Genomic DNA, 563 nt, shown 5'->3' on the forward strand with positions numbered 1-563 from the left:
GGCCCATCTCGCCACGAAGCGCCTGGCCGATCGGCTGGTGGCGCGGCGGCCGGATCTGCCGCGGCAAAACCCGGTCCACATCTCCGGCTGCGCGAAACAGTGCGCCCGGCCGTCCGGTCCCGCTGTGACGCTGCTGGGCGCCGAAGACGGCCACCAGATAATGCACGACGGCGCAGACCGCGCGCCGGACCTCGAAGCGCTGCTCGAAGAACTGGCCGAAGACGATCGCGCCTCCACGCAAGGGCAAAATTCATGAGCATCCATTCCGACTATATCCGCGACGGCACCGCCATCTACGAGAAATCATTCGCCATCATCCGGGCGGAGGCGGACCTGTCGCGCTTCGGTGAGGCCGAAGCCGATGTGGCGGTGCGGATGATCCATGCCTGCGGCATGGTGGAGGCGGCGCGGGATTTCGTCTTCTCGGCCGGCTTCGTGGAGGCCGCGCGGGCGGCCCTCGCAAAGGGCGCGCCGATCTTCTGCGATGCGGAGATGGTGGCGCACGGCATCACGCGCGCGCGGCTGCCGGCCGGAAACGACGTGGTCTGCACGCTGCGCGATCC

The 563-nt window shown here is 68.7% G+C and carries 2 protein-coding genes; one reads left to right on the forward strand and one right to left on the reverse strand.

Annotation, left to right across the window (positions count from 1 at the left end):
• Nucleotides 1–241: hypothetical protein (locus ACFP9U_RS25370; RefSeq protein WP_378625677.1), on the reverse strand; the 241-nt coding region annotated here is incomplete at its 3' end.
• 11 nt (nucleotides 242–252) lie between these two features.
• On the opposite strand from ACFP9U_RS25370, the gene ACFP9U_RS25375 reads away from it, so the two are divergent.
• Nucleotides 253–563: precorrin-8X methylmutase (locus ACFP9U_RS25375; RefSeq protein ID WP_378625679.1), on the forward strand; the 311-nt coding region annotated here is incomplete at its 3' end.

This window comes from Nitratireductor sp. GCM10026969, from assembly GCF_042660605.1.
Lineage (GTDB): Bacteria > Pseudomonadota > Alphaproteobacteria > Rhizobiales > Rhizobiaceae > Chelativorans.